General features: G+C 42.6%; 22 protein-coding genes. 12 read left to right on the top strand and 10 right to left on the bottom strand.

Features of this window, described 5'->3' with window-relative positions:
• Positions 1-3: 3 nt before the first annotated feature.
• The 6 genes from NSQ70_RS17195 to ssuE are packed head-to-tail and all read right to left on the bottom strand — an operon-like array spanning position 4 to position 4051.
• Entirely contained in the window at positions 4-846 is an 843-nt protein-coding gene (locus tag NSQ70_RS17195; RefSeq protein WP_058337045.1) for a transporter substrate-binding domain-containing protein, read from the bottom strand.
• A gap of 17 nt (positions 847-863) precedes the next feature.
• Positions 864-1625: an amino acid ABC transporter permease gene (locus tag NSQ70_RS17190; RefSeq protein WP_008343545.1), complete on the bottom strand. Its 762-nt coding sequence runs from the start codon at positions 1623-1625 to the stop codon at positions 864-866.
• 13 nt (positions 1626-1638) lie between these two features.
• Entirely contained in the window at positions 1639-2202 is a 564-nt protein-coding gene (locus NSQ70_RS17185; RefSeq protein ID WP_008343543.1) for a GNAT family N-acetyltransferase, read from the bottom strand.
• Between the two features lie 34 nt (positions 2203-2236).
• Entirely contained in the window at positions 2237-2491 is a 255-nt protein-coding gene (locus tag NSQ70_RS17180; protein WP_144667658.1) for a glutaredoxin family protein, read from the bottom strand.
• Positions 2491-3516 (bottom strand): LLM class flavin-dependent oxidoreductase, encoded by a 1026-nt coding sequence (locus NSQ70_RS17175; RefSeq protein ID WP_039165233.1) that lies wholly within the window; start codon positions 3514-3516, stop codon positions 2491-2493. Before NSQ70_RS17175 ends, NSQ70_RS17180 begins: the two co-directional genes overlap by 1 nt.
• A complete protein-coding gene (gene ssuE, locus NSQ70_RS17170) occupies positions 3500-4051 on the bottom strand; it encodes an NADPH-dependent FMN reductase (RefSeq protein WP_144667661.1) in 552 nt (183 codons plus the stop codon). The genes NSQ70_RS17175 and ssuE overlap by 17 nt, the downstream gene beginning before the upstream one ends.
• A gap of 150 nt (positions 4052-4201) precedes the next feature.
• On the opposite strand from ssuE, the gene NSQ70_RS17165 reads away from it, so the two are divergent.
• The gene (locus tag NSQ70_RS17165; RefSeq protein ID WP_008343536.1) at positions 4202-5086 is read left to right on the top strand and encodes a LysR family transcriptional regulator; all 885 of its coding nucleotides are present in this window, start codon (positions 4202-4204) and stop codon (positions 5084-5086) included.
• Positions 5087-5125: 39 nt separating this feature from the next.
• Here NSQ70_RS17165 and NSQ70_RS17160 read toward each other — a convergent pair whose 3' ends face one another.
• Positions 5126-6454, bottom strand: coding sequence for an LLM class flavin-dependent oxidoreductase (locus NSQ70_RS17160; protein WP_144679086.1), 1329 nt, complete (start codon positions 6452-6454; stop codon positions 5126-5128).
• Between the two features lie 374 nt (positions 6455-6828).
• Here NSQ70_RS17160 and NSQ70_RS17155 point away from each other — a divergent pair, with 374 nt between their 5' ends.
• Positions 6829-7641, top strand: a complete 813-nt coding sequence (locus tag NSQ70_RS17155; protein ID WP_039165240.1) for a zinc-dependent metalloprotease — start codon at positions 6829-6831, stop codon at positions 7639-7641.
• Positions 7642-7693: 52 nt separating this feature from the next.
• Here the strand turns inward: NSQ70_RS17155 and NSQ70_RS17150 are convergent, their stop codons facing one another.
• Entirely contained in the window at positions 7694-7879 is a 186-nt protein-coding gene (locus NSQ70_RS17150; RefSeq protein WP_342502300.1) for a 2-hydroxymuconate tautomerase, read from the bottom strand.
• Between the two features lie 107 nt (positions 7880-7986).
• Here NSQ70_RS17150 and NSQ70_RS17145 point away from each other — a divergent pair, with 107 nt between their 5' ends.
• Both NSQ70_RS17145 and NSQ70_RS17140 read left to right on the top strand, forming a co-directional pair.
• Positions 7987-8649, top strand: coding sequence for a site-2 protease family protein (locus NSQ70_RS17145; protein WP_034738184.1), 663 nt, complete (start codon positions 7987-7989; stop codon positions 8647-8649).
• 12 nt (positions 8650-8661) lie between these two features.
• On the top strand, positions 8662-9180 hold the full coding sequence (locus NSQ70_RS17140; protein ID WP_007497712.1) for a YwhD family protein: 519 nt from the start codon (positions 8662-8664) through the stop codon (positions 9178-9180).
• Between the two features lie 125 nt (positions 9181-9305).
• Here the strand turns inward: NSQ70_RS17140 and NSQ70_RS17135 are convergent, their stop codons facing one another.
• A complete protein-coding gene (locus NSQ70_RS17135; RefSeq protein ID WP_342502299.1) occupies positions 9306-11375 on the bottom strand; it encodes a transglycosylase domain-containing protein in 2070 nt (689 codons plus the stop codon).
• Between the two features lie 226 nt (positions 11376-11601).
• Here NSQ70_RS17135 and speE point away from each other — a divergent pair, with 226 nt between their 5' ends.
• The 5 genes from speE to argS all read left to right on the top strand — a co-directional run bounded on the left by speE (position 11602) and on the right by argS (position 16015).
• Positions 11602-12432: a spermidine synthase gene (gene speE / locus NSQ70_RS17130; RefSeq protein ID WP_058337041.1), complete on the top strand. Its 831-nt coding sequence runs from the start codon at positions 11602-11604 to the stop codon at positions 12430-12432.
• A gap of 69 nt (positions 12433-12501) precedes the next feature.
• Complete coding sequence (gene speB, locus NSQ70_RS17125; protein ID WP_342502298.1) at positions 12502-13374, top strand: agmatinase; 873 nt, start codon at positions 12502-12504, stop codon at positions 13372-13374.
• 76 nt (positions 13375-13450) lie between these two features.
• Entirely contained in the window at positions 13451-13798 is a 348-nt protein-coding gene (locus tag NSQ70_RS17120; RefSeq protein ID WP_342502297.1) for a hypothetical protein, read from the top strand.
• 124 nt (positions 13799-13922) lie between these two features.
• A complete protein-coding gene (locus NSQ70_RS17115) occupies positions 13923-14345 on the top strand; it encodes a DUF1934 family protein (RefSeq protein ID WP_008343509.1) in 423 nt (140 codons plus the stop codon).
• Positions 14342-16015, top strand: a complete 1674-nt coding sequence (gene argS, locus NSQ70_RS17110) for an arginine--tRNA ligase (RefSeq protein WP_008343507.1) — start codon at positions 14342-14344, stop codon at positions 16013-16015. Before NSQ70_RS17115 ends, argS begins: the two co-directional genes overlap by 4 nt.
• A gap of 639 nt (positions 16016-16654) precedes the next feature.
• On the opposite strand, the gene NSQ70_RS17105 is transcribed toward argS, so the two are convergent.
• Positions 16655-17623 (bottom strand): S66 peptidase family protein, encoded by a 969-nt coding sequence (locus tag NSQ70_RS17105; RefSeq protein WP_342502296.1) that lies wholly within the window; start codon positions 17621-17623, stop codon positions 16655-16657.
• A gap of 151 nt (positions 17624-17774) precedes the next feature.
• Here NSQ70_RS17105 and cls point away from each other — a divergent pair, with 151 nt between their 5' ends.
• The 3 genes from cls (at position 17775) to NSQ70_RS17090 (ending at position 22306) form a co-directional block, all read left to right on the top strand.
• Complete coding sequence (cls, locus tag NSQ70_RS17100; protein ID WP_025208143.1) at positions 17775-19277, top strand: cardiolipin synthase; 1503 nt, start codon at positions 17775-17777, stop codon at positions 19275-19277.
• Positions 19278-19382: 105 nt separating this feature from the next.
• Positions 19383-21098, top strand: a complete 1716-nt coding sequence (locus tag NSQ70_RS17095) for an ABC transporter ATP-binding protein (RefSeq protein WP_041091393.1) — start codon at positions 19383-19385, stop codon at positions 21096-21098.
• A gap of 209 nt (positions 21099-21307) precedes the next feature.
• Entirely contained in the window at positions 21308-22306 is a 999-nt protein-coding gene (locus tag NSQ70_RS17090; RefSeq protein WP_268357034.1) for a S66 peptidase family protein, read from the top strand.
• Positions 22307-22448: the final 142 nt, after the last annotated feature.

Below are 22448 nucleotides of genomic sequence, written 5' to 3'. Positions count from 1 at the left end.
TTCTTATGATGTAGTAAAGTCTCCGCCCAATATTTTTTTAGACAATTCAGCGAGCTTGCCGTTATCGATCAGTTTTTGCAGGGCTTGATCAATGTCTTTTTGAAGTTTTGTATTGTTTTTTTGATATAGATAATACGTTTTAGATACGTTTACAGGCTTTCCGGATGTCACAAGATTGGCATTGAACTGTTTGTTTAGCTTATTGACGTCATACTTTGTGAGTAAGGCAGCATCGACCGTGCCATTCTGCAGGTTTTTGACTAAAATTTCGTTCCCGCCATCCCCGTAGACAATGTCAATTTTCCGATCATGCTTTGCGTTATATTGCTCTAGAAGATAAGCGAAATTACTTCCTGTAGAGGTGTGCACTTTGTGTCCAGCTAAATCGTCCAGGCTTTGAAAGTCATGACCGGATGCTTTATTCACCACAACATAGCTTGTATAATCTGTGTAGCCAACTTTTCCAAATAGATATTTCTTCTGACGCTCGTCATTGATTTCATATTGGTGGGCAGCGAGATCAACTTTACCTGCATCTAAAGCAGGCAGAATATTTTTAAACTCAAAGGATTCATATTTAAACTTATATTGTGGAAGCAGCTGATCCACTTCATCTAATACAGCCTTCTCGTAGCCTGTTAATTTGCCGTTTTCATCTAAGTAAACGAAGGGCTGATAGGCGTTCCCTGTCCCAATGACGATTTCTTTTGCATCTGGGTCATTATTGTTTGCTTCTGCTTTGACTTCATCCGATTGCTCATTATTTCCGCAGGCGGCAAGGAGCAATGAACCAAGTAGAAGCAGACCGATGATGTAATTATTACTGAATATTCTATTATTTTTCATGTAAATTCCTCCCCAGTTTATTTTGCACGTTTTTCTACAGTGAAGGCCGCTTCGGCTCTTTTTAAGGGAAGCAATGCCGTCTGTCGCTGTTTTTTTGTTTTCGGTGTATTGATCCGTTTTTCCAATAGGTCAAATGATTTTTCTAACACCATACTTAAAATGATAAATATAACGGCAGCAATAAAGTATCCTTCTAATACGCGATAGTATAAAGCCCCTAATGTTTGAACCTTTCCGATCATGTCCATCACACCTAATGTAAAGGCGAGGGAGGTATTTTGTAATAAGTTGACAATGGCCACGCCGATATTAGGAAGGGCGATTCTCCCTGCTTGAGGAATAAGCGTTCTTCTATAAATCTGCCATTTCGTCAGTCCAATCGAGGCGGCCGCTTCATATTGAGATGCTGGGACACTCGATAGGGCAGATCGGAATATTTCTGAAAAATACCCAGCTGTATTGAGTCCATATGTAATATACAGAAAGATCAATTTGTTCCACATGGAGATATCAAGCCCAATTGTTGCAAGCACACCAGGCAGGCCATAAAACACAATAAACATTTGCACAAGGATAGGTGTTCCACGAATAAATGAGACATAAATTGCACTGAGCTGATGCAGGATGGGAATACGCTCAATTCGGAAATAAGCAAGAATGAATCCAAGAAAACTGCCAATCAAAGTGGCAAATAAAACGATCAGTAAGGTTGTTGGAAGGGCTGACAATACTTTAGGGAAGAGTGTGACGACATACTCCCATTTGAAAAACTCCCCCATGTTGAATCACCTCCTATGTTGAAGTCGTTTGGACTTTTTCTTCTGAGGGCGGTGCGCCTAATATGGCGGCATCAAACCGTTCAGGGATGAGGACTTTATACATTAATACACCTAAGTCGCCATTATCGGCTTCACGTTCAATATATGCTGTATAGCCTTTTCGTTCGTACATCTCTAGAAGCCAGGGGTGCTTTCGGCCAGAAGTGCCCAGTGTGTATGCTGGTGCTTTAAATGTCTGCCGGAGCAAGGTGTTTTCTACATAATCGAGCAGCTTATTTCCGATCCCTTGACCGGCTAAATCAGGAGCTGTGGCAAACCACCAAACAAATGGATAGCCTGAGACCGGTTGAGTACTCTCCCACGGAAAACGTATGGTGATGGTTGATATGAGCCGCCCGTCTCGTTCTAACACAACAGCAACGGATTGTTTGATGTTTTCTGTGACCATTTCAAGTGTGGCGTTCGTGGATGGCCAATCAATGCCCATTTCTCCAAGCGGTTTAAATGCACTGGACAGCAATTCTAGAAAAGCCGGTGCATCTTCTTCGGTAGCGATGCGAAAAATATCTCGACTCATGACAAACCTCCAATCAAAAGGGTAGTGTGTAATGTCAGCTCAACGCTTTTCGTAAAGTATCGATATCTGGATTCAGCAATGCTTGATACACGTGGGGATCACGGCTGATTTCTACTACTGGCACATAACGGACGCCGTACTTTTCTTCTAAAATATTTCTGTAATGATCATGCTCTGTTACATCAATGGTTGAATAAGTAATGTGCTGTTCGTTGAAATAGGACTGAATGTCCTGACAATAGCTGCATCCATTTTTGCTCCATAAAATGATTTTTTGTTTATTTGACATTAGACGCTCACCTCTTGGTTTATTTGGTTTTTGGCTGTTAGTTCATGATCAAATGCTTCTTTTAATAATGTGATAGACGCTATTCTTGCCTCAATGTCTACAATCGGAGATAGCACAATGAACTCGTTGATATCATATGTCTCGGCTAGTTCAGTCAGCCGGCGATGAACGGTTTCTTTTGTGCCAGCGGTATAACCGGTTTTTTGAACGTGAATGTTGTAGTGTTCTTTTTTTGTTCCTTTCACCAGCTTTTCTGCATCTTCTAGTGACGTCACATTAAGCTTTCTTCCATCGGAAAAGGAGACCTTTACTGTTTCCTTTTGCTTGATGTACGAGAGGGCTTGTTTGTGGTCTTCCGCTACAGATACGGTGATGGCGAGAAGAAATTGCTGGTGCGTGTTCTGTGTCTTGAATTTTTGAAAAGTCTCTCTTGCTTCTTTTAATAATGCGTCATCCCCGTTAATAAAATAGGCAAACACAAAGGATATCCCAAGTTTTGCTGCAAATTCCGCGCTCTCAATACTGCCGCCTAGAAGGAACATGTCGGGTGATACGCTAGGAATTGGCTGAGCATTTAATTCATTTGCTTGTTCAGTTAGATACGTTTTGAGATCCACTAATTTTTGAGAAAAGTCTTTCCGTGACGCTTGATAATCTTCCTGAAGCGCTTGTGTTGAGAGGTTCAACCCTCCCGGTGCTTTCCCAACGCCTAAATCGACTCTGCCAGGCGCTAGAGATGCCAGTACATGAAATGTTTCAGCCACCTTAAACGGGCTGTAATGCTGAAGCATGACACCTCCAGACCCAATTCGCAAATGGTTCGTTTTTGCTAAAAGATAACCAGCGAGGGCTTCAGGGGATGAACCTGCCACTTGAGAATTATTGTGATGTTCAGACACCCAAAACCTGTGATAACCAAGCTGATCTGCTGCTTCAGCCAATCTGACAGTATGCTGAATACCCGTCTCTGCTTTCTCGTTTTCACTGACGAGGCTTTGATCAAGAATACTAAGGGTGAGCGACATTGGCTGTTCCTCCTATTAGACTTTGATATTGAGATAGTGCGAGGTTTAATCTGTCTGTGGCATCTGGATCAAGCACATAGCTATTTGAATCCTGCTTTATGACCTGTTGATCCACAACATACACGCCAGATTGAACGACGGTTGCACCGAGTTGATGAATGATCGGTTTAAGTGCATATTCAATGACGAGCAAATGCCCGTATGTTCCTCCTAAAACACAAGGAAGGACGGGTTTATCTTGTAATGCTTTCTGGGGAAGTAGATCTAAAAAAGTTTTTAAAATACCGGAAAAAGACGCTTTGTAGACAGGTGTTAACACAATGACACCGTCGCTCTCATTCACAAGCTCAATGGCTTTCACAATGTCCTCGTTTGAAAAATCTGCTCCTATTAAGGCGCCGCTAGGAAGCTGGTGGACTTGAATGACATGAACATCAACCCCATGTAACGCCAAACGATGATGGATATGCTGCAGGACACCGGTTAACCGAGATTGGACAGAATGCCCGCCTGCTATAATCGTTACTTTTGCCAATTCGTCTCCTCCATTTCTGATAATTCCTTCTAAACAACTTGGAATAGTTGATAATATAAATTATAATAAGGCAAACCAATAGAAAAGTATAATTAGTAATCATAAATACACGATTCAGATATTTAAAATACAGGGAGAAGAGGGGTTTTCATGGAGATTCGAGCGATACGCACCTTTGCCACGATCGTGAAATACGGAAATTTTTTAAAAGCAGCAGAAGCGCTGAATTATTCTCAGCCAACCATCACTTTGCACATCAAACATTTAGAAGAGGAAATTGGAGAGAAGCTTCTAGAAAGAGGGAAGACCTTAAAGTTAACAGCATCAGGACAGCTTTTTTATGAAAGAGCCAATTCTTTACTCAATGAATATGAGAAATTGACGAAAACACTCCAAGATTTAGAAGTGGGCATTGCGGGGTTCATTCGCATCGGTGTTTCTGAGCCCACTGCCAGCTTAGAATTTCCTGCCCTTATTGCAGAATTCAAGGAAAGGTTTCCGAATGTAGAATTTTCTGTGCAAGTAGCGGATGCGAATACGTTGAGTTCCTTACTTTCGCATGATGAGATTGATTTTGCGATTTGCGGAGCACCAGAAGCTTCGATGGAGAATAGCTATAAGCCTCTTTTTCAAGATGATATCGTGCTGCTCGTCCCGTCTTCCCATCGATTAGCGGAAAAAGGGGTAGTGGAGGTGACCGATTTAAAGGATGAGACCATTTTATTCACGCCACACAATTGCCCCATCCGTATTCAAATTGAACAACAAATTGTTGATGTCATTGGGACCAATTACAATAAATTAGAGATTACGAGCAGCATGTCCCATAAACATTATGTTCAGGCTGGATTAGGTGTCTCTCTTTTTACACGAACTGCTCATTCCTTTACCCTTCCAGGCACCAAGGTATTAGAAATAAAGGGCATTCATGTTTCCCCGCCAGTTGGTCTATTGAGGAAAACAAATGATTCGCCAGGAAGAGCCGTACTTCAATTCATTGATCTCATCGAAAATCGATTGCATCAACCAACATGAAAAGAGGGGTAGCCTTTGAGCTAACCCCTCTTTTCATGTTTATTTCACTGTTTGTTTGAGAAACTGATTCTTCTTGATAGGCAGACCCAAATTTTCACGAAGGGTATGAGCTGGATAATTCGGGTCGTAATATCCTCTTTCTACTAATATCGGGATGACATGCTCCGTCCATTCAGATAAACCGCTTGCTAAAATAGGCGCGCCAAAAATAAATCCATCTGCGGCATCTTCTTCGATCCATTGGATCAGCTGGTCTGCCACTTGTTCATAAGTACCGAAAAAAGCACTTTTGGGAGTGGTTACTCGTAGAGCGACTTCTCTTAAGGTCAAGCTTTGTTCTTTCGCCATTTTTTTAATCGATTCAGTTGTGGATTGAAAGCTGTTTGAACCGGCATCACCGATATCAGGAAATGGCTCATCAAGTGGAAATTGACTGAAGTCCAAGTGATCAAAGAACCTGCCCAGGTAGTGAAGGGCTTCTTCAATAGAGACCAGATGTTGAATGGCTTCATATTTTTCTTCTGCTTCTTCGACTGTTCGCCCTGTAATCGGGTGGATACCGGGGAAAATTTTGATGTCAGATGGATTTCTGCCCAGCGCTGCGGCTCTATTTTTCACGTCGCGGTAATATGCTTTCGCTTTCTCAAGTGAGTCTGCATTCGTAAATACTGCGTCCGCTTCTTTTGCGGCTAGATCCTTTCCTGCCTCTGACGCACCTGCCTGGAAAATCACCGGTTGCCCTTGTTCAGATCGTTCGATATTCAAAGGACCTTTGACAGAAAAGTGTTTGCCATGATGGTTTAATGTGTGCAGTTTATCCCGATCGAAGAAAACCCCTGTTGATCGATCCCTTAAAAAAGCATCTTCTTCCCATGAGCTCCAAAGGCCGTTCACTACTTTTAGGTATTCTTCTGCAATTTCATACCGAAGTGAATGGCTAGGATGCGGACGAATGATGTGGTTTTCAGCAGAGCCTTCAAGTGGAGAAGTCACAACATTCCATCCGGCCCGCCCCTTACTTAATTTATCTAGGGATGCAAATTGCCGGGCAATGGTAAAGGGCTCACTGTAGGAAGTGGATACAGTGCCCACAAGTCCAATCTTTTTGGTGACCGCAGCAAGAGCGGATAAGATGGTTAATGGTTCAAATCGGTTCAAGAAATGAGGAATTGAATGTTCATGAATATATAAGCCATCTGCGACAAAGACAAAACGGAAACCCGCTGCTTCTGCCTTTTTTGTCATTGCTTGATAATAATCAATGTTCACACTTGCATCTGCTGGAACGGATTCATCCTTCCATGCATTCATATGACCTCCTGGACCATGTAACATCAATCCAAATTGTATGTGCTTTTTTTCAGACATGTGGATCGTCCCTTCTGTTTTGAAATAGCATTGTTTTTATGTTCTTCATCATAAGGGAGAATCGCAAAGAAGTATAATTCGTATCAGTAAAGTCTGAATTTATCTTTTCTAATATCAATTTTTGCTTCTTTATATGGTGTGGCTAGGTCTATAACAGCACTTTAGAAAAAGATGGATGTTTACTAAGCGAATGTCCCGGATCAAAAGTTCTGCTTTTTGATAAAATGTGTGTCAAAATATCCGAAAAATTAGTGAAAATGACATGTTTCGACTTTCTTCCTGTATATCCAATTCCCTGTTTTTGACTGAATAGAAGGAAAATGGTGAATTTTCAGTGAATATATAACCTTGTGAAAAACAAAGGAGGGATAGGAATGAAAAAGCGTTCAGTCTTTTTGTCATTTTTATTGGTAGGTAGTTTGTTACCGGGGGTAAGTTCAGCTTCTGCACCAGTTGCAAGTGCAGGTCATGGGCATGATCATGGTCATGCGCCGTTTGAAACACATATTAGTGAAGGGTTGCCAAAGGCAAACGATTTTAAAGATTTGACGAAGGCACCTCCTATTGAAAGAGATGTGACAACAAAGATTTTAGATGAGTCTGGTAAACAGGTAGGGTCTAGAACCTTTAAAGCAAATACAGGAGATTCGATTTCAACAAAAGCTAGTACAGGCAGTCAGAAAGTGACCGTCTATGCAGTAGCTGATGCGCAGTATCGTGCGAAATATAGTGATTGGCAGACGCGCATTGTCAGCATCATTGAGCAAGCGGATGTGACATTTAACCGTGATCATGATGTGGACTTTGTCGTACAAGCCGTAGGGTCTTGGACGTCTTCAGGATCAAACGCATCACAAATTCTTTCCAACCTTCAGCGCAGCTTTGATGGCAGAGGATACGATTTTGTCACAGGATTTACAGCAAATCCAAACTTTGATGCTGGCGGAATCGCTTATGTATACAATAGTGCACCGAGCGGAAGTGCATTCAGTGTCAACCTTGATCAAGGAACAGCGAATACAGCAAAAGCGGCTACACATGAATACGGCCATAACTTTGGTTTGCCGCATGACCCTCAAGGCAGCGGAATTGTCTGCTTAATGAATTATGATTATTCTTACACTGTCGATTTCTTCGATGCGGCTCATAAAAATCAAGTGAACCGTAATAAAGCTTGGTACAGATAAGGTAAGAGACAAAAGGACAAACACCGAAAAAGTGTTTGTCCTTTTTATATGCTTACAGGTCGCTCAGTCGCTTTCCTGCTACAGCATAATGTTCTTTTTTCATCTCTTCAATAATGACAGAGACTTTCTCTGCACCTGCGCCTGTTGTTTCAACAACGGCATCTGTGACTTTCTCCACAAGAGCTCTTTTCTGCTCATCTGTTCTTCCTTCAAGCATTTGAACGGTGATAATCGGCATGATGGCAACCTCCTTTTTCCTGTAGTGCTACGCTTCCCTTTAGTTTAAGGGACTTCTTATAGTATACTGAATGAAGTAAATCATTGTATAGAAAGAAAGAGGGATTCATGCCTTTGGACCAATTTCTTGTTTACCCATTAGAACTGATTCCATATGTCGCCATTACGCTTGTTGTGGCTTTTACGATGCACGAGCTGGCGCATGCATATGTTGCGTATCGTTTTGGAGATCCGACAGCTAAAAATCAAGGCAGACTGACGCTCAATCCATTGAAGCACCTTGATATTTTCGGGACGATCTTGATCTTTGTGGCTGGGTTTGGCTGGGCGAGGCCTGTACCTGTGAATCGGTACCATTTCAAAAACCCACGTCTCGCAGGGATATGTGTGTCGATCGCAGGACCTTTAAGCAATTTGGTTTTGGCATTTTTGGGCTTTTGTGTGTATGCGCTTCTTCAGAAATTTGGCGGGGAGTCGCTCATGCGCTTTGAGCCGGGGGTCGATTATTTCTTCCAAATCTTTATTAACTTGAACGTGATTTTGTTCCTATTTAACTTATTACCGATTCCGCCACTGGACGGATATCGTATTATTGAGGATGTTGTCAGTCCCGGCATCCGTGCAAAGATGACGCAATTTGAACAGTATGGGATCATCATTTTCCTCATCTTCGTCATCACACCGCTAGGTCAGTTTGTTTTTGTTCCATTGATCGGAATGCGGGATCAAATCATATACTGGTTTAATCTTATTTTGAAGCCGCTGCTTTAGGAGGTCTAATGAATGGAAGGTAAAAAGAAGAAACCAATTGGTTTTAATATCATTAAAAAAACAGATGCAACGGATGGGCATGGAGGCTTTGGTGCAGGTGCCCTCAGCCTTGATAATATCTCGCCGGTGATCATTGATGTGGAGGAAAAGGAAGCCGTCATTGATATTGGTGCGATGCATGCAAGAAGTGCCGTCGAAAAAGGAATTAAATTTTTAAAAACCAAAGAAGAGGTACCTAACGGAAAACCGTATTGGCTCGTATGGGTGACGATTGACCGAAGAGAAGAGGGGCCATATTATGCAGGAGTCACAGCTTGTGAAATGACAGTTGACCGCTCGATCCGCAGAGGATATAAGTCACTTCCTGAGCATGTGAATTTAATGGATAAATCCATGAAGCGTAAAATCGTTGTCAGTCATATGGATGATGGTTCGAAAAAGGTGCTCGCTGATTTCTTGAAGAGTCACAATGAAGCGTTATGGGAAGCATCCACAGATGAATTAAAAGAAGGATTGGCTGTTCCTGAGTAATTGTGAAATTTTTGTGAAGAATGATGAATGGATACCAATTCCAAGCGTTTTTTCAGTAAACTGGTGTTAAAGCTAGGACATGGAGAATCCCGAGATGCAGATCTCGGGGTTTTTCATGTCCATTTTTAACGTTTCAGCCACTTTTCCCACCATTTCTTAGGCTGTTGATCTTGAGCTTTGTCTTGATCAGAAGCTTTGTTCTCGGCACCATAGCAGACACCGGTCGGCTCCGTTCCTTCTATAAAATAGGTAAATACCTTTGATTCGCATCCTGGGCCTGCGAGATCACCGGTTTTTGGATTGATATATACGCCTTTTACACCGTCTGGCGGCATGAAGGAGGAGGCTGGCTGGTTTGAGAGGGCTGATTCCATAAAGGAAGCCCATATCTTTTTCGCATAGGCGGTTTCTTTGACCGAGTCAATGGTGCGTCCTTTATCGTAGCCGGTCCACACACCTGTGACGAGCTGGGGAGAGAAGCCGATCATCCAGCTGTCAGCACCTGTCGTCCCCGATTTCCCTCCATACGTTCTGGTAAGATCTTTTGAAATGGTACGACCTGTGACACTTGTATAGCCATTTAATTGATGATTGAACATCCCTGACATCATGTCAGTGGTGACAAATGCTGCTTTTTCATCTAGTACTTGCTCTCGTTTTTGTTTCTCCTCAAAGAGCACGTTGCCCTTTGCGTCCGTTACTTTCGTAATAAAGGTTGGCTTGACGCGTTTTCCTCCATTGACCAGCATCGCGTAAGCATTGGTCATTTCGATTGGTTTGACAGGTGAAGTACCTAGCGCAAGTGAAGGCACTTGATCTAGTTTTTCGTGAATCCCGAACGTTTTACCTGCACGTACAAGCTGTTCCATTCCTAAAAATAGATGGGTTTTGACCGCATAAATGTTATCAGATAGAGCCAAAGCCTGAAGCATCGTAATGCTGTCATTGGCATAATAGCCGTGATAGTTGCTTGGTGAATAAGCGGCGCCGCTTCCTTGATCATCCAGTTCAAAAACAGTTTCTTCACTGCGCATCACGGTTGCTGGTGTAAACCCATTTTGTAAGGCCATGTAATAGAGAAGCGGTTTCATTGTTGAACCGGGCTGTCTTTTCGCTTGTGTGACACGATTGAATGGGCTTTTCTCGTAATCTCTCCCGCCTATGAGGGCAAGCACATGACCTGTCTGGGGATGAATGGCGGTAAAGCCAATTTGGATACCTGATTCAGAATCCATGATGTTGGTTAAAGTCTTTTCAGCGATTTTTTGTAATTCAGGTTGTAATGTCGTTTCGATATGAAGACCATACGTTTCAATTTGTTCCTCGGTTAAGCCCAGTGTTTGTTTCAGTTCGCGAATCACATCATCATAAAAATACGGGGCCTGCTTTGCTTGCAGCTGCTTTTGTTTGAGCGGGCGATAGGACAGCTTTTCCTTGCTGGCATCAGCAGCCGCTTTTTTCGTAATCATGCCATCCTCTTGCATTTGCCTCAGAATCATATTCTTTCTTGCGCTGGCTTTCTCCTCATTCACATAAGGGGAGTAGAGAGAAGGACCCTTTGGAATACCGGCAAGCAAGGCAGACTCAGCTAAAGTTAAGTTCTTCGCTTTTTTCCCAAAGTAAAGGCGGGATGCCGCTTCCACACCGTATGCGCCGTGGCCATAATAAATGGTGTTCAAGTATCCTTCCAATATCTCATCTTTTGTATAGTTTTGTTCTAAGCGGATGGTGTAAAAGGCTTCATTCCACTTCCGCTTCCATGTTTTATCATGATCTAAATATAAATTTCGTGCGTATTGCTGGGTGATCGTGCTGGCGCCTTGTACTTTTGCCATTGCACGAATATCTGCCACCGCAGCACCTGCCATTCGTTTCACATCAAAGCCGTGATGCTGATAAAAGGTTTTATCCTCAATCGCGACCACTGCTTGCTGTATATGAGGGGACATGTCCTTTAACGGAACCCAGTATCTCTTTTCTCCAAAGCTCGATTCGCCAAGTTTAGACCCATCGGCTGCATAAATGGTCGTGGATTGGGGAACTTGAACAGAGGGAGCGCCTTGCCACTTAGCTAGTAAAAGAATCGTCAAAAAGACTGTGCCAGCAAATAGAAAAGCGAGCAAGCCGATAAAAAAACAGGCCCGAATCGTTTTCACGGTCATGCGGATTTTTTTATTACTCATGATTGTGTCCATGCAAAGCCCCCAATTTTGACGGTTTTTTATCAGTATGGGACAAAGAAAACCGTTTTAAACAGGCGACTGCAAGGGTGTGCTTTAAAAATGAAGTTATCTCATGCGGTTCTTTACAATTTGATATGAATCCACTATACTTTTTTCTTGGACAATCGATATAGTCATAGCCGATAAAAGGCGCTAACAATAGATGTTTGTTTATTATTGGATGAGAGGAAGATGAACGATGAGCGAACTTTGGTATACAGAGAAGCAAACGAAGAATTTTGGCATTACATTGAAGGTGAACAAAACCCTTCACACAGAACAAACAGATTTTCAGCATTTAGAAATGGTGGAAACAGAAGAGTTTGGTAATATGCTGTTTTTAGACGGTATGGTGATGACATCAGAGAAAGATGAGTTTGTATACCACGAAATGGTGGCACATGTTCCTCTTTTCACTCATCCAAACCCGGAAAATGTTCTTGTCGTAGGCGGAGGAGACGGTGGTGTCATTCGTGAAATCCTGAAGCATCCAAGTGTGAAAAAAGCGACACTTGTTGATATTGATGGCAAGGTCATTGAATACTCGAAAAAGTTCCTTCCTTCAATTGCTGGGAAACTAGACGATCCTCGTGTAGAGGTGAAAGTCGGAGACGGCTTTATGCACATTGCGGAAGCCGAAAACGAATATGACGTGATCATGGTTGACTCAACTGAGCCAGTTGGACCAGCTGTAAACCTGTTCTCTAAAGGTTTCTATGCAGGAATCTCAAAAGCACTCAAAGAAGACGGTATTTTCGTTGCACAAACGGACAACCCTTGGTTCACACCTGAGTTAATTACAAACGTACAGCGTGATGTAAAAGAAATTTTCCCGATTACCAAGTTATATACAGCGAATATCCCAACATATCCAAGCGGTCTTTGGACATTTACTATCGGTTCTAAGAAGTATGATCCACTTGCTGTAGAAGACAGCCGCTTCTTTGATATCGATACGAAATATTACACAAAAGAATTGCACAAAGCGGCATTCGTTCTGCCGAAATTTGTGAGCGACTTAATCAAATAAATCAAGCGAAGTGGAAATGCGCAAATGACCGTTTGCGCATTTTTTGAAGCGTAAAAGGAGGAATCTTGTATGAGATTCGACGAGGCTTACTCAGGAAAAGTGTTTATTGGAAGTCATCCGACATGGGAAGATGCGAAAGTCATTTTATACGGGATGCCGATGGATTGGACCGTCAGTTACCGTCCAGGTTCTCGTTTTGGCCCGAACCGTATTCGTGAAGTATCCATTGGATTAGAGGAATACAGTCCTTATTTAGATCGTGAACTGCACGAGGTGCCATTCTTTGATGCTGGCGACATCCCGCTTCCATTTGGCAATGCACAGAAAAGCTTAGATTTAATTGAAGAGTATGTCGATAGCATTTTAGAAAAAGGGAAGTTTCCGTTAGGAATGGGCGGCGAGCATCTTGTGTCTTGGCCGGTTTTCCGTGCGATGTATAAGAAATACCCTGATTTGGCAATCATCCATATGGACGCACATACCGATCTTCGTGAGGAATATGAGGGTGAGCCGCTTTCACATTCGACACCGATTCGTAAAGTTGCAGGACTTATTGGACCTGAAAATGTATACTCTTTCGGCATCCGTTCAGGGATGAAAGAAGAATTTGAATGGGCAAAAGAAGCAGGCATGCACATTTCTAAATTTGAAGTGCTCGAGCCATTGAAGCAAGTATTGCCAAAGATGAAAGGCCGTCCAGTTTATGTGACAATTGACATCGATGTACTCGACCCAGCTCATGCACCTGGTACAGGAACGGTAGATGCTGGTGGTATTACGTCGAAAGAACTGCTGGCATCTATTCATGCCATTGCTGGTTCTGATGTGCATGTCGTCGGTGCAGACCTTGTAGAGGTAGCGCCTGTATATGATCATTCCGATCAAACGGCGAATACAGCAAGCAAACTTTTACGTGAAATGCTGCTTGGTTTTGTGAAATAACATTGATAGAGGAGCTTGTCATCTCATATGGACAAGCTCTTTTTTTACATTGGTGACATGATAAAGGAGGCAGGTCGTGTTTTGTTCTGTATTGATGGTATTACTCGCTTTATGTGTGTTAGCGGCAGGCTTTCTTACGCTGAAAAGAGAGCTTGCAGCGAGTCCGCCCACGTTCACCTCGAAAAAAGAGACAAAGGATGAGATGGTTCATCTGTTTCAGGATCGAGGCTTTTTCTATCTTACTGGCATAGCGCTGTTGATGCAGTTTGTTTATAAGCAAGGGCATCTTCTCCCATTTGATTTCTTTCAGGCATTTTTGGCAAGTTCAGGCATCCAAGCACTGTTTTATCTCATCAATCGAAAAAGCGCAGGGCTCAAGACTGGACTCGTGATAGGGGTGAGCTTCATTTTTCTTTTATTCTAAAGAGACATGTGAAGATCAAAAATGGGGTTTCATCCACACGAAGATGAGAAATGATGGGATGATAGGCAATCGGGATTATGGTATACTATTTTAGTTAAACGGGTCTTAGCAAAGGAAGTGCAAAATGACACAAAACCAAATTTCAATTCATGTAAAGTCAGTGATGAAACCAGAGACGGAACCGGCTGAAACGATCGAATTCCGAACAACTGGAACGTATCAAGAGAAGAATGACAAAACGTATCTCACTTACCATGAAGAACATGAAATGGGTCAAGTAAAAACTGTTGTCAAAATAAGTGAAAAAGAAATTTTTGTCATGAGATCAGGTGCGATTCAAATGAAGCAGCGCTTTCTCACTGGAGAAACGACCGTGACACATTACACGATGCCATTTGGCACACTTCAACTCGATGTGCACACACATGGTATTGATCTTGATGTAGACAATGGGCTTCTACACATTACGTACGATATGCTGACAGGTGAAGATCAAAAGCATTTACATACATTATCGATTTCATATAAGGAGGATTTACGTTCATGAATATCGCAGAACAGGTCAAAGATGCGTTAAAAGAAGAAATCATTGCGGCAGTCGTCAAAGCAGGACTTGCTGATGAAAGCCAGGTGCCGGATGTTCTTTTGGAAGTGCCAAAAGACAAAACTCACGGTGATTATTCCACCAATATGGCGATGCAGCTTGCCCGCATTGCGAAAAAAGCACCTCGTCAAATCGCCGAGGACATTGTGAATGCATTTGACAAAGGCAAAGCGTCAATTGAAAAACTGGACATCGCAGGTCCAGGATTCATCAACTTTTATATGAACAATCAATATTTAACAAAGCTTATTCCAGCTGTTCTTGAGGCAAAAGAGGCTTATGGCGAAACGAATACAGGCGGCGGTCAAAAAGTTCAGGTTGAGTTCGTATCGGCAAACCCAACAGGGGATCTACACCTTGGACATGCCCGCGGCGCAGCTGTAGGAGATTCTCTTTGCAACATCCTTGATAAAGCAGGCTTCGACGTGAGTCGTGAATACTATATCAACGATGCAGGCAATCAGATCAATAACCTTGCTCTATCTGTAGAAGTACGCTACTTTGAGGCGCTCGGTCTTGAAAAAGAAATGCCAGAGGACGGTTACCGAGGAGAAGACATCAAAGGCATCGGGCAGAAACTTGCGGATGAATTTGGTGACCGTTTCGTGCATGAATCAGAAGAAGAGCGTATGAAATTCTTCCGTGAGTACGGTTTAAAATATGAACTAGAAAAACTACGTGTCGACCTAGAGAATTTCCGTGTCCCATTTGATGTGTGGTATTCTGAAACGTCTTTATATGAAAACGGAAAAATCGAACCAGCGCTAGAAACACTTCGCGCTAAAGGCTATGTCTTTGAAGAAGACGGCGCAACATGGTTACGTTCAACTGATTTTGGTGATGACAAGGACCGTGTCCTGATTAAAAAAGATGGCAGCTTTACGTACTTGCTTCCAGATATCGCATATCACAAGGACAAATTGGATAGAGGTTTTGACCAGCTCATCAACATTTGGGGAGCGGATCATCACGGCTACATTCCTCGAATGAAAGCGGCAATCCAAGCACTCGGATATCCAGCGGACAAACTGGAAGTCGAAATCATTCAGCTCGTTCACCTTTACAAAAACGGTGAAAAGATGAAGATGAGTAAACGTACAGGTAAAGCCGTCACAATGCGTGACTTGATTGAAGAAGTAGGCTTAGACGCTACTCGTTATTTCTTTGCGATGAGAAGTGCGGCGACACATATGGACTTTGACCTAGACTTAGCGATTTCTACGTCTAACGAAAACCCTGTGTACTATGCACAATATGCACATGCGAGAATTTGCAGCATGCTCCGTCAAGGGGAAGAAAAAGGCTACGAGCCAAACCTTGAAAAAGCAGATTTCTCTCACATTCAGTCCGATAAAGAATACGATCTTCTGAAAATCATCGGTAGCTTCCCAGAGGTTGTAGCTGAAGCAGCAGAAAAACGTATTCCGCACCGCGTCACAAACTATATCTATGATCTAGCATCAGCCCTTCACAGCTTCTACAATGCCGAAAAGGTCATTGATGTTGAAAATGAAACAAAAACAACAGCACGTCTATCGCTCATGAAAGCAACACAAATCACGCTTGCGAATGCATTAAAACTCATTGGCGTATCTGCACCGGAAAAAATGTAATGCAAAAAGCCCCGCTCTATTTTATGAGCGGGGCTTCTTTATATAAAAAACCCGCTATTCTCGAGAGATAGCGGGTTTTGAAAAATTAACCAAGCGTATTAATGATGTTAGAAATAGAATCAAATAATTGGCTAAGTACATCAGAGAACATAGAGCATATCCTCCTTTCAGAAAGCATGTAGTATGTGCGTGTCATAGGAATTACCCAAGTGTGTTAATAATGTTAGAAATAGAATCAAATAATTGGCTAAGTACATCAGAAAACATAGTTTGTATCCTCCCTTCGGCAAGCATGTAGTATGTGTGCGTTAATGGAATTATCCAAGTGTATTAATAATGTTAGAGATAGAATCGAATAATTGGCTAAGTACATCAGAAAACATAGTTTGTATCCTCCCTTCGGCAAGCATGTAGTATGTGTGCGTTAATGGGATTATCCAAGTGTATTAATAATGTTAGAGATAGAATCGAATAATTGGCTAAGTACATCAGAGAACATGTTTTTGCCTCCTCTCTTTTCTTTTTACATCTACTTAACGAAGGGGATGAAGGGTTGGATCACTTTTTCTAAAAAAATTTTAAAAAGAAATAAAGGCATAGAAAAAGCACCCCCATATGTTGGTGCTTTTTAGGTTTTATTTATGCATGAACACGCCATTGTATTTGTCCGCCGTCGCAGGAGAGCTCGGCACTCCCGCCAATCGGCAAGGTGAAGACCGGCTGTGTATGTCCGATATCGACATCGTAAATCACTGGAATGTGTTGAAGCATTGGGTGCTTATCTAGAATGAACCTCAAATGTTCCTCTGTCATCTTGGATTTCTTTTGAAAACGTCCGATGATTAACCCTTTAATGGATTCGGCATGCTGCAAGAGCGAGGCAAGGTCTCTGGCGAACATTTCAGGAAAGACCAAGTCATCATCTTCTACAAATAAGATGGCATCCTTGATGCGAGGCATAAAGGGTGTCCCTTGCAGTAAGTTCAGTGTACAAAGATTTCCGCCATACAAGGTGCCTTCAGCTGTTCCTTCCTGATAAATCCCCCATGTTGTCGGATGAAACTGCCTATTTGCTTGATCAAGATACCACGCATCATCACTCCACTTTGTAGAAGGGGTGACATCAAATGGCTCGCTGCTCATCACGCACGCTTGAAACATGGCTGTCTGTTCCTCTTGTCCTTGTTCCATTTGGAAACTGGAGAAATGTGGACCTGAGTACGTCACCATGTCACATTTGGCGGTAATGGCGTTTGCAAGTGCGGTAATATCACTGTAGCCGCAAAGAACTTTTGGGTGCTGACGAATCAAATCATAATCTATATAAGGCAAAAGCTCATTGCAGTTAAAGCCGCCGATTGCTGTCAAAATGCCGTCGACTTCATCATTTGAGAATGCCTCATGTAGATCAGATAAACGGTGTTCAATAGAAGAAGAGGAATGCAGATCACATTCAAACACGTGTTGTCCAAAAGAAACAGTGAACCCTAATGCCTCTAAACGTTTTTTCGCCTGAGCTATTCCTTCTTCTGATAAAATGCTGGCACTTCGGCTTGGAGCAATTACCCGAATGTGGCTTCCCTTTTTTAAAGCAGATGGTGTACGCATAAGTCATTCGTCCTTTCCTTCACATATTTTCCATTATATCGGATCAAAACGCTCCAGTCTGTAAAAGCTAAAAGAAAGCAGCAAACCGTGCGTTTCAGACGAGCTGTGCAAAGGGTATGGAAAAGAAAAAGACAGAATGAGGGCGGAGAATGTGAAAAAGAGGAGACTGGAATTTCTATTTTTATATTTCATGATATTTGGGGCATATGTGGTGTTTTGGTGGCCAGTGCCGGCGTGGGGTTTTCAGCTTTACGCAGCTAGTTACATCGCCATCATTTTATTTAGTATTATTTCGCTCATGCTAGAGAACCGGACATCACAGCACACGCTGTTATGGATGTATGTACTGATCTTTTTCCCGATCATCGGCTATATGTTTTATTTGTTCTCGGGGCAGCTTTATGTCAAAGGACATTTGTTTAAATCAAAGAGAATGTATAACCGAGAAAAATTACGCAGAATATCAGAGCTTGAGAGTAAGCCGGATGAGACGCGTTTAACCGATAATCAGCGTGCTTTTTTTCATTACACAGAAAAAGCGACAGGGATGCATGTAAATACAAATAGTGATATGGAGATTTTAAAGAATGGAGAGGAAACCTTTCCTCGTATTTTTGAAGAATTAAAAAAGGCAAAAACGTTCATCCATATAGAATATTACATGTTCAAATCTGATTTCCTCGGTCACCGGATGATGGAGATCCTGATTGAAAAAGTGAAAGAAGGAGTAGAGGTTCGATTCATCTATGATGCGGCTGGCAGCATTCGCTTCTCACGAAAAGATATTAAACGATTGAAGCAGGCGGGGATAAAGGTCGCTCCTTTTCTGCCATTAAAATACGGATTCTTTAATCAAAAATTCAATTTCCGAAATCACCGAAAAATCGTGATTATTGATGGAGAAACAGGATTTGTTGGCGGGCTCAATGTCGGGAAGGAATATGTAGGACGCGATGAAAACATCGGCTTTTGGCGTGATACGCATACGATGTTAAAGGGTGAAGCCGTTCAGACACTTCACTCCATATTTATGCTGGACTGGGAGTATGTATCAGATGAAGTGTTAATTGATGATCCGAAGTATCACACCCCGCATCCTGTGACAGGAGAAGATGTCATTCAGGTCGTGCCGACTGGACCTGATATGAAGGAAAGTATGAGTGATTTATATGACGCACTCATTTCGAATGCACAGCAATTTGTCTGGATTGCGACGCCTTATTTTGTCCCAAATGAATCCATTCGCACAGCGTTAAAAATTGCGGCGACAAGAGGGGTGGATGTGCGTGTGATGGTGCCTGAGATTAATGATGGATTTCTCACGCAATACGCCACACGATCTTATTTTTCTGAGCTTTTGAAAGAGGGCATCAAGGTGTATCACTATCAAAAAGGGTTCATGCATCAAAAGGTCATGATTGCAGATGGAGAACTTGCCTCTGTCGGAACGGCCAATGTTGATATGAGAAGCTTCCAACTCAATTTTGAGGTCAATGTCTTTACAGCGGCAAAGAAACCGATCGAGCAATTGATGGCTCATTATGAGGAAGATATGAAAGAATGTGAGCAAATGGGGCCAGTTCATTTTTATAAAAGGGGCTTAAAGGAACGTTTAAAGGAATCGTTTGCGCGATTGTTTTCAGGTGTATTGTGAGGGTTTCCAGGGAAAGAAATCATTTCCTGATCTAGTATTTCGATAATGATTCCTCTATAATTGAAAATGATTATCAATTATAGAGGAAGTGAGGTTCTTTTACATATGCTAAAACGCTTTTTTGCCTATTACAGGCCCTATCGCGGTCTGTTCTTTTTAGATTTCTTTTGTGCTGTGGCCGTCGGACTCATGGAACTAGGTTTCCCGCTCATCGTGAACTACTTCATTGATACATTATTACCAACAGGGAACTGGACGGTCATTGCCTGGACCGCACTTGCGCTGTTTGTCATTTACGCACTCAGCTCAGTGATGCAATTTATTGTGTCGTACTGGGGGCACATGCTTGGCATCAATATTGAAACAGATATGAGGAAGAAGCTGTTTGATCATTTTCAGCGTCTGTCCTTCAAATTTTTCGATAACAACAAAACAGGCAAACTCATGTCACGGATGACAAATGACCTTATGTACATTGGAGAGGTGGCGCATCATGGACCGGAAGATTTGTTTATTGCGATTATGACCATTCTTGGCGCCTTTGCCGTCATGCTCATGATTAACTGGCAGCTTGCCATTTTAACCTTCTTGATTATGCCAGTCATCATCTGGTTAGCCCTTCATTTTAATAAAAAAATGACGCAGGCGATTACACAACTCAACAATGACATTGGAGATTTTCATGCAAGGGTTGAAAACAATATTGGCGGTATTCGTCTTGTTCAAGCCTTTGCAAACGAACATTTCGAGAAAAAGCGCTTTGCTGAAAATAACAACCGCTTTCGAAAAGCGAAACTTCTTTCCTATAAAATTATGTCGGTTAACGGATCAATCAGCTATATTCTCACAAGGCTTGTGACGCTGTTTGTCCTTCTGGCAGGTACATGGTTTGTTCTTCAAGGTCAATTAACGGCAGGCGGATTTATCGCCTTTGTCTTGATCACAAATGTGTTATTCAGACCCATTGATAAGATCAACACGGTGATTGAAATGTATCCAAAAGGCATTGCCGGTTTTAAAAGCTATGTCGATTTGCTTGAAACAGAGCCAGATGTGAAGGATACAGAAGGAGCACGTGATATTTACGGCTTGAAAGGTGAAATTGAGTATCGAAACGTGACATTTGGCTACGATGAGCATAGTCATGTATTGAAGGATATCAACTTAAAGATCAAACAAGGGGAAACTGTTGCGTTTGTCGGGCCATCAGGAGCGGGGAAATCGACCATTTGCAGTCTGCTGCCTCGTTTTTATGATGTGGACGAAGGAGACATCACCATTGATGGTGTGAGCACAAAATCGATGACTTTGTCCTCTTTAAGACAGCAGATTGGCATTGTGCAGCAGGATGTCTTTTTATTCTCAGGCACCATTCGTGAGAATATTGCGTACGGCAACCTAGAAGCGAGTGATGCAGACATTTGGGAGGCGGTGCGACGTGCCCATTTAGAGGAGCTCGTTCAGCGTTTCCCAGAAGGGTTGAATACGGTCATTGGTGAACGCGGCGTTAAGCTATCCGGCGGTCAAAAGCAACGCCTGTCAATTGCACGGATGTTTTTGAAAAACCCGTCTATTCTTATTTTGGATGAAGCGACGTCAGCACTTGATACAGAAACAGAAAAAGCGATCCAAGACGCACTAAGCGAACTGGCAGTCGGCCGGACGACACTCGTCATTGCTCACCGCCTTGCGACAATTAAACATGCAGACCGAATTATCGTCGTGACAGAGGAAGGCATTGAAGAACAAGGCCGCCATCAAGACTTAATCCAAATGGGCGGCGTCTATAGTAGACTGCATGAAGCGCAGTTTGGTCATTGACGAGAAGTGATTGAATGAGTCCAGTTATTAAGCTGGGCTCTTTTTCGTATTGAGATATTTGCGACGCTGGTCATCAGTTTTACTGTCATCATATTTGGCCTGTTTAAGCTGTTAAATTGAAGTGTACTTTATTTTTAAATCGAGGCCCTTTTGAAAAAGGGCTTTTTTTGCTAGGATAGTAAAAACTCGTGTAGGAAGGATCTGATGGAATGAAGGGGCTTCGGCATTTACAGAAGGGCGATAAAATAGGTATTTATTCTCCCTCAAGTCCGGCATCTGCCACCTCGCCTCTTAGGTATGAGCGGGCGAAGGAATGGCTTGAACAAAAAGGATTCATTGTAGTACCAGGATCATTAACAGGGAAAGAGGATCACTATCGTTCGGGAACGATTCAAGAACGAGCAGCTGAGTTGAATGAGCTGATGGCGAGAGAAGATTTGTCCTGTATCATGTCGATGATTGGGGGGACGAACTCGAATAGTTTGCTGCCTTATCTTGATTTTGAGCTGCTGAAGAAGCATCCGAAAATCATGATTGGTTATTCAGATGCGACGGCGATTCTTTTAGCGGCTTATGAAAAAACGGGTCTGCCTGTTTTTTACGGGCCTGCACTTGTGCCGTCTTTTGGAGAGTTTGAACCATTTGTTAATCATACATATCAATCTTTCGAGGACATTCTCATTCATCCGCAGCCCATCCCATATCAGGTGAAAAAGCCGCCCTTCTGGACGGACGAACGGATCAACTGGGAAGAGAAAATACGAGAAAAAGAAAAACGTCCAAACGATTGGATGTGCGTCATTGAAGGGCAGGCAGAAGGCAGACTGATCGGCGGGAACCTAAATGCCATGTATGGCATATGGGGAAGTGAATTCATGCCTCAAATCCAAAAAGGCGATATCCTTCTCATTGAAGATTGTATGAAAACCGCCTCCACCGTCGAAAAGAACTTCTCTCTGTTAAAGATAAATGGTGTGTTTGAACGGGTATCTGGTATCCTCTTAGGGAAACATGAGCTGTTTGATGATGAAGGAACGGGCAAAAGGCCGCACGATCTTTTACTTGAAGTACTGGGAGATACAAAGAGGCCGCTCATCGCGGAATTTGACAGTGCCCATACGCATCCGATGCTCACGATGCCAATCGGTACACAAGTAAAAATGAATGCAACGTCACGCGAGGTTTGGCTGACAGAAGCATGGATATAAGAAAAAGAGCAGCCCTAAGACTGCCCCAGCGTGTAGACAAACCCTCGCATTCGGTGTCAGTCCTGCGTGCCGGTGCTCACGAATGTGACATTCGCTCCGCGCCGGTACTCGTCCTTCCTAGACTGCAAAGGTTTTCAACTAC

Source organism: Bacillus sp. FSL R5-0397 (assembly GCF_038593395.1).
GTDB lineage: Bacteria > Bacillota > Bacilli > Bacillales > Bacillaceae > Bacillus > Bacillus altitudinis.
This window is presented reverse-complemented; position numbering and strand designations above follow the sequence as displayed.